The sequence below is a fragment of the Chryseobacterium sp. C3 genome, from assembly GCF_014218905.1.
Taxonomy (GTDB): domain Bacteria; phylum Bacteroidota; class Bacteroidia; order Flavobacteriales; family Weeksellaceae; genus Chryseobacterium; species Chryseobacterium mucoviscidosis.
Genome location: NZ_JACLCU010000023.1, coordinates 1 through 2,244, shown reverse-complemented (window position 1 = coordinate 2,244; position 2,244 = coordinate 1). Strand labels below are relative to the sequence as shown.

Annotated in this window: 1 protein-coding gene; it reads right to left on the bottom strand. The window is 34.9% G+C overall.

Features of this window, described 5'->3' with window-relative positions:
* Window positions 1-504 precede the first annotated feature (504 nt).
* Window positions 505-2,244 (bottom strand): RHS repeat-associated core domain-containing protein (locus H6W53_RS21375; protein ID WP_317169766.1); only part of this gene is annotated, 1,740 nt, incomplete at its 5' end.

The following is a 2,244-nucleotide window of genomic DNA, read 5'->3' as shown; positions in this document are numbered from 1 at the left end:
GTATTCTCTTTACTGTTGGGGTTTTGGGGATTCTGGTAAAACCCTGCCGTTAACCTGTTAATTTTATCATAGGCATACCCGTATCTTTTCGGGGAACAAAACCCACCACAATTGCGGTGGGTTTTTATTATTGCTCACGGATTAAAAAGCCGCGAGAGCGGGTCTAAAAACTAATATTTGATTTACTGAAATATTTTTTACTCCTAAAATTTAAAAAAAGGTCCAAAAAATTCCACATAAATCCTTATAAAGCACAACAATGATATTGGAGAAGATGTAATTAAAAAAAAATTGTTGTAAAAAATATTTTTTTTATAAAATTCTCTTCTATAAAAAAATATTAAAGTTAAAACAATACTAAAAGTTAATGATAATCCTAATGCCTTAAATTCATACTCGTAATTAATAGAATAATCTGATATTTTAGCAAGATAGATTAAGTACCATACTAGCATTGTTATTACAAAAATAAAAATACGGTAATAAAAAGATAGTTTCATAATATTAATTATTAGGTAAAGCCTTATCAATTGCCTTCTTATTAGAATCTAATGCTTTCTCGTCAATATTTAGATGATTAGTTTCTTTAGAAGTTAGATTAGTATTTGTAATGGTTGTTTTATTTTTATTATCTGCTGTTAAAGGTTCTCCTTTTGCAGTTGTTGTTGGGTCGGGTGTTGTTTGATATGTATTTAATACGGTTTTGGTATTATCCGAAACATTTGTTTTAAGTGTAGAGTTTTTAAAGAATCCATCTGAGGAATCAACAATCATAGATAATTCGACAGGAATATTTTCATCTTTAAGTTCTGAACCAAGTCTCATTGCACTATCAGCACCATAGCTGTATCCATATGTAATCACTAGATCTCCCTTTTCATAATTAGTTTTGATAAAATCCATACCTTTAGAAACGCTAGGTTCGTAAACTATTCCTGGAGCAATAATAGCTCCTTTAAATTCATAGCCTTTATTTTTTGCATTAGATGATGCATAATCAAATAATTTCCCCGCAGTTCCTGCAAGCGAAGAATTGGGAATAGTTGTTCCTCCACCTTGAAAACCTCCTGTATAAAATATGGCTAAAACTTTTTCAAGTCCTTCTAATTCCCTATATGAGATAACAGCATTCTCAGAAAAATTATAATGCGATTGATAACTATACTTTTCACTCAATGGATCTATATTAAAAAACCTTCCTACATCCGGCATATAGTTTCTCCACTTAAAACTGTAAAAACCTGTTTCCTGAAGTTCTTGTTCCTGATACTTGTAGTTTTTGTAGGAACCTCCTCCAAAATACGCATTCCCAGTTTTCAGATGATTCATCCCAAATGGGTAGAAATCATTATTGTCGACAATCTCAAGAGCTCCTGCGCTGTTTCTTGCGTAAGAAAGCCTTACATTTCCCTGTAAATCTTTATACTGGTAAATATATTGATTTTTTACATAATCATAAAATCCTTCTGCTGTCGGGAAGAATTGTAAGTCGGGAGTCTTTATGGTAAGCAGTGTATTGGTACCTGTAGGATCAACCAAGCTAAAAGCCTGCGGCTCAAAAGCTCTTGAAGCCATCATCATTTCCGTGCTTCCGCCACCGCCTGTATTTCCGCCTGTTGTACTGAAATACTGGAAACCGTCCAGATAATCCGTTGTTTCCTTACTGGTAGTCGTTCCTATAATTCCTATCGAAATTTTCGTAGTTTCTTTTCTTACTTTGCTTCCGTCTGCTCTATATTTTGTAGCAATATCAGTGGTAAGCTGTCCCAGATTAATCGTTAACGAGTTGGGCAGATTCAGATAATTATAACCGATGGCTGTAATGCTTTTATCAATCATATTTTTCATGTTTCCGTTCACATCATACCCAATCGTATTTCCCGCTGTTCCTTCATATCCGGTAGAGTTTCCGCTGATGTCTTTAATTTTGGTTGCTCTGTTTCCGTTGTAGTCGTAGGTAAGGTTATCAATTACCGTCGCCGTACTGCTTCCGTTTTCCATTACCGAAGTCCTGTAAAGGCTGGAAATATTCCCATTCAGGTCATACACCAGAGATTCCGTATTCTCTTTACTGTTAGGGTTTTGGGGATTCTGGTAAAACCCTGCTGTAAGCCTGTTAATTTTATCATACGCATAGCCGTATCTTTTCGGGGTTGTTGATGGATTTGCACCAATAGATTCTACGGCTCTCCAGTCTACTTCGGCAATATTCCCGTTGTATTTCGGGACAACATTCTTTCCTGA